Origin of the sequence: Acidovorax sp. HMWF018 (assembly GCF_003061035.1) — a bacterium.
Classification (GTDB): Bacteria; Pseudomonadota; Gammaproteobacteria; order Burkholderiales; family Burkholderiaceae_C; genus Acidovorax; species Acidovorax delafieldii.
The window spans coordinates 1-4,930 of sequence record NZ_QAIM01000361.1; the positions used below are offsets into that span (position 1 = coordinate 1).

A 4,930-nucleotide genomic window follows, 5' to 3' on the forward strand; every position below is an offset into this window, starting at 1 on the left:
GGCCAGGGGGGTGGCAGGGCCTGCAGGGGCTGCAGGCGTTGTGGGTTGGGGGGACAGCGCGTCGCTCATCATCTAACTTTCAGTAGGCGCTGCCTGTTGGGTTGGGGTCCAGTGGAGGCAGGTCGCCCCAACCCGAAGGGGTGTAGAGCGGGCCAAACAACAGGCTTTTCTCTTCGGCACTGACGGTGCTGTCGGGTTGTTCCTCGATGCTGACGCGGTTGCGGCCCGACGCCTTGGCCTGGTAGAGCTGGTGGTCGGCCCGGTCGGTCCACAGCAGGGTGGTGGAGCGGATCCACTGCATGGCAAACGCTCCGCCGATGCTCACGGTGACGTTCAGCTCCACCGTGGGGGAAATGCGGATGGGCGTGTTGGCCACCGCGCGCCGGATGCGTTCTGCCACCACGCGGCCAAAAGCAGCCTGGCAGGCCGGCAGCACCACGGCAAATTCTTCGCCGCCGTAGCGGGCCAAGGTGTCCATGGGGCGCACGCAAGCACTGAGCGTGCGGGCCACTGACTGCAACACCACGTCACCAGCCAGGTGGCCGTGGGTGTCATTCACCTTCTTGAAATGGTCAATGTCCAGCATCAGCAGCAGTGCCGCCTCGCCTGAGCGCGTGACGCGGTCGATCTCGCGCTCGAGCACGGCGCGGAAATGTCTGCGGTTGGCCAGGCCGGTGAGCGGGTCTTTGAGCGACAGCTCGCACAGGCCATCGATGAGACCCTGCAGGTACAGAGAAGGCACCTCGCGGTGCAGTGCTGCCTCGCTGCCGCCGGCCTGAGCCACCAGAGCGTGAGCAGTATCCAGGCGAAGGTCGCGCAGATCTACCAGATGAGAGGCCGCAGAGTCAGACACAAATTGGAACAAAAAGAGTTAGGCAAGTGTACCAGTGCGCCAGCAAGAACAGGGCCAACGCAACGCCGGCGCGGCGTAGGTGAAACCCGGTCTACGCACGGGCCACGACGGACTCGGGAAGCTGCTGCAGCGCCACCAGCGCCTCGGCATCGGTGCGGTACATGGCCAGCCCGGGGCCCAGCTTCAGCAACCCCGCCTGCCGCAGCACCTGCTCTGCTGGCAGCTTCAGTCCGCTCAGATGCAATGTTCCACCCCGCAGTTCCATTTGCGCCAGCAACTGGGCGAAGGTTTCCACGCCGGTCACATCGATGCGGTTGATGGGCTGCGCCAGCAGACACAGGTGCAGCACCTCGGGGTGGGCGGCCAGGTGTTCGGTCACGCGCCGCTCCAGAGCGCTGGCAGAGGCAAAGTCCAGCTCCGCGTCCATGCGCAGCGCCAGCAGCCGGGGTGCCAGTGGCGGCAAGTGCCACAGGTGCCGGTCGCGCAGGCTCCCATCAGGGTGCAGGCCCACTTCAATGATGCGCGGGTGCAGTCGCTGGTAGAGAAAGTGGCTCAGATTCATCAGCAAGCCCACCAGCACGCCCCAGTACATGCGCGGCGCCGTGGCCAGGGTCAGGGCAAAGGTGACGCCGCCGATCACTGCCTCTACCCGCGACACCCGCCACAGCCTCACCAGGGTGCCCGGTTTAATGAGGCTGGTGACGGCCGTGACCACGACCGCCGCCAGCACCGACTGCGGCACGTGGTACAGCGCGGGCGTCAACCACAGCAGCACGACCAGCACCAGGCTGATCGCAAACAGTGTGGCCCAGCCCGTCTTGGCACCGGCGTAGAGGTTGATGGCCGAGCGTGAAAACGACGCACTCGTGGCAAAACTGCCGCACAGGCCACTGCTGATCTTGGCCAGGCCCTGGCCAATCAGGTCCTGGTTTTCGTTCCACTGCTCCTTGGAGCGCTGGCTTTCCACCTTGGCGCTCGATGCCGTCTCCAGAAAGCTCACCAGCGTCACCACCAGCACGGGCATGACCAATGCACTGAAGCTGGACCAGGGCAGGGCACCGGGCCAATAGGGCGCTGGCAAGCCCGATGGCAAGGCGCCCACCACTGCGCCACCTGCATCGGCATAACCCAGAGCCCAGCTCAGAGCACCCGCAGCACCCACCACCACGATGGCCGCCGGGAACTGGGGCAACACGCGGCGCGCCAGCATCAGCAAAGCGAGGCTCCCCAGGCCGAAGCCCGCTGCAGTCAGGTCGAACAGCCCCAGCGATGGCGTGGACAGCAGGGCGCCCCAGTCGGCAGCCCGCAACCCTGTCAGTGCCCCCAACTGCGACCCCAGGATCAGCAGGGCCGCCGCCTGCGTAAAACCATTGAGCACGGGTGAGGTCACGAGGTTGAGCAACCAGCCAAAGCGCGCCATGCCCATCACCATCTGCAGCAGACCCGACAGCAGGGCCATCCATGCCGCCAGGGCCACCCACTGCGCACTGCCTGGCTCCGCCAGGCCGGTGAGCGAGGCGCCGATCAGCAAACTGGTGAGCGCTGTGGGCCCCACCCCCAGCCGCGTGGATGAGCTGAACAGCACGGCGACCAGCGCCGGAATCAGCGATGCGTAGATGCCCGTGACCAGCGGCATGCCCGCCAGTGCCGCATAGGCCACACCCTGCGGCACCAGCATCAGCCCCACCGTCATGCCCGCCCAGAACTCCCCTTTGAGCAGTTGTCGGTCAGGGCGGGGCCATTTCAAAAAAGGAAGCCAACGGGCGAGCGAAGACACGGTCATGCCCCGATTGTCACCCGCTCAGCAGGGACTGCGGCCGATGCGCGGCTGGCGTTGCCGTCCTACAAGCACTTCGGCGATGTCCGACCCGCAAGCCGCGGCCCGCTGCCTACAGTGAGGCCATGTTTCAACCGCAAGGAGTCATTGCATGAACCCCAAGAATCTGATCGACCGTCCCACCCATCGCGTTGCGAGCATTCTGGCCGTGAGTGCCCTGGCCCTGGGCCTGGCCGCCTGCAACAAGACCGAAGAGCCCACCGTGGGCCAGCGACTGGACTCTGCCGTCGAAAAGACCGAACAAGCCGCAGCTGACGCCCGTGTAAAGGCCGAGGGCGCGATGCAGAACGCAGAGACCAAGATGGAGCAGGGCGCCGCCAATGCGGAAGCCACGGCCAAACAGGCAGCCAACTCCGCCAAGGGCGTGATCGACGATGCCACCATCACCGCCCAGGTAAGCGCGGGCCTGGCTAAGGATCCCGACCTGAGCGCCGTCAAGATCAATGTAGACACTGTCAACGGCAAGGTCACGCTCAACGGGCCCGCACCCTCCACGGTGGCCCGTGACCGCGCCGAGACCATCGCCAAGGGCGTGAGTGGCGTGACCTCGGTGAACAACCAGCTGGTCGTGACGGCTGGTTAATGCCAACCTGCAGGGCTTGTGGTGCATGCATCCCAAGCCCTGCGGTGTGATCGCCAAGCGATCTGAGCGCCGCCCGGGTCACTCCGGACGGCGCGCTACCATGGCTGGCATGAAAGACCACGACATTGATCTTGCCACCCATATCGTCCACCACGACTACCAGCCTCCGGCCGGTTTTGTAGCTCCCCAACCGGGGGTTTTTAAGGCCTCCACCGTCATCTTTCCCAGCGTTGCGGCCATGCGCTCGCGCGAGTGGAAAGACAAAAGCGGCTACACCTACGGGCTGCACGGCACGCCCACGACCTTCATCCTCGAAGAGCGCCTGTGTGCGCTGGAGGGCGGTCTGCAGTGTGTGCTGGTGCCCAGTGGCTTGGCGGCCATTGCCAACGTGGGGTTGGCGCTCGTCAAGCCCGGCGATGAGGTGCTGATTCCCGACAACGCCTACGGGCCCGGCAAGGATCTGGCCAATGGCGAACTCGCCCGGTTCGGGATCACCCATGTGTTTTACGACCCGTTGGATCCGGCCGACCTGGCTGCCCGCATCACGCCGGCCACCCGTCTGGTCTGGCTGGAGGCGCCGGGCTCTGTCAGCATGGAGTTTCCGGACCTGTGCGAGCAGGTGCGCATTTGCCGCGATAGGGGCGTGATAACCGCGCTGGACAACACCTGGGGCGCGGGCCTGGCGTTTGCGCCCTTTGACCTGACCGGCGACGGCAGCCTGGGGGTGGACATCTCGGCCCATGCGCTCACCAAGTATCCGAGCGGTGGAGGTGACGTGCTCATGGGCAGCGTGATCACGCGCGACCCGGGCCTGCACATGAAGATCAAGCTGACGCACATGCGGCTGGGACTGGGCGTGGGGGCCAACGACGCCGAGGCCGTGCTGCGTGCGCTGCCCAGCATCGGACTGCGCTATCGCGCCCACGATGACGCTGCCCGCCACCTGGCGCGGTGGTTTCAGCAGCAACCCGCCATTGCGCAAGTGCTGCACCCCGCGCTGGAAGGCGCGCCCGGCCATGCACACTGGAAGGGCCTGTGTGGCGCTGCGCACGGCGGGCAGGGGCTGGCAGCTGGCCTGTTCAGCGTGATGATCGACGCCCGGTACACGCAACAGCAGGTGGATGCCTTCTGCGACGGTTTGCGCTTGTTCAAGCTGGGCTACAGCTGGGGCGGCCCCATGAGCCTGGTCGTCCCTTACAACATTACCAGTATGCGCAGTCGGCCGCCCGCCCATTTGAAGCCGGGCACGCTGGTGCGGTTTTCGATCGGCCTGGAGGCTGTGGAGGACCTGCGGCGCGACCTGCAACAGGCGATGGAACGCGCGTTCACCCAGGGCTGAGCGGCCTCGGCAAGGGTCCGGCGCGGCCCACTGCCGCTGGATTTCGTGTGGGCTACGGGCTTTCCTCAGTGGCGCAGCCGAACGGGCGGGCTTAGTGTGGCGGCATGAACGCGACATCCTCCAAGCCTCCGCCGGACACCCTTGGCACCCCAGACACCTCCGAGGCCCGGCAGGCCGAGGCCATTGCCGACCGCGTGAAGGCCCAGACGGCGCAGCCCGTGCAGCTGCAGCCGTTGCGCGTGGCTGACCCCTTCCGGTGGCTGCGGCGCGGCCTGGACGATGTGCGCGCCGCGCCGCAGCCACCGGAAGGGGTCAGCC

At 66.3% G+C, this 4,930-nt stretch carries 4 protein-coding genes and 1 pseudogene; 3 read left to right on the forward strand and 2 right to left on the reverse strand.

Translation table 11 applies throughout. The features are described 5' to 3' along the window. Window positions 1–79: 79 nt before the first annotated feature. Entirely contained in the window at window positions 80–853 is a 774-nt protein-coding gene (locus DBR23_RS13925; RefSeq protein WP_056065041.1) for a GGDEF domain-containing protein, read from the reverse strand. A gap of 91 nt (window positions 854–944) precedes the next feature. Next, window positions 945–2,636 carry a SulP family inorganic anion transporter gene (locus tag DBR23_RS13930; protein ID WP_108498654.1) on the reverse strand — a complete coding sequence of 564 codons (1,692 nt, stop codon included), beginning with the start codon at window positions 2,634–2,636 and terminating at the stop codon, window positions 945–947. 145 nt (window positions 2,637–2,781) lie between these two features. Here DBR23_RS13930 and DBR23_RS13935 point away from each other — a divergent pair, with 145 nt between their 5' ends. From DBR23_RS13935 to DBR23_RS13945, 3 genes and pseudogenes are all read left to right on the forward strand, one after another. Beyond that, entirely contained in the window at window positions 2,782–3,273 is a 492-nt protein-coding gene (locus tag DBR23_RS13935; RefSeq protein ID WP_108498655.1) for a BON domain-containing protein, read from the forward strand. Between the two features lie 100 nt (window positions 3,274–3,373). Beyond that, complete coding sequence (locus DBR23_RS13940; protein WP_108498656.1) at window positions 3,374–4,612, forward strand: PLP-dependent transferase; 1,239 nt, start codon at window positions 3,374–3,376, stop codon at window positions 4,610–4,612. A gap of 104 nt (window positions 4,613–4,716) precedes the next feature. Continuing rightward, window positions 4,717–4,930 (forward strand): annotated as a pseudogene (locus tag DBR23_RS13945) (hypothetical protein); the annotation flags it as partial.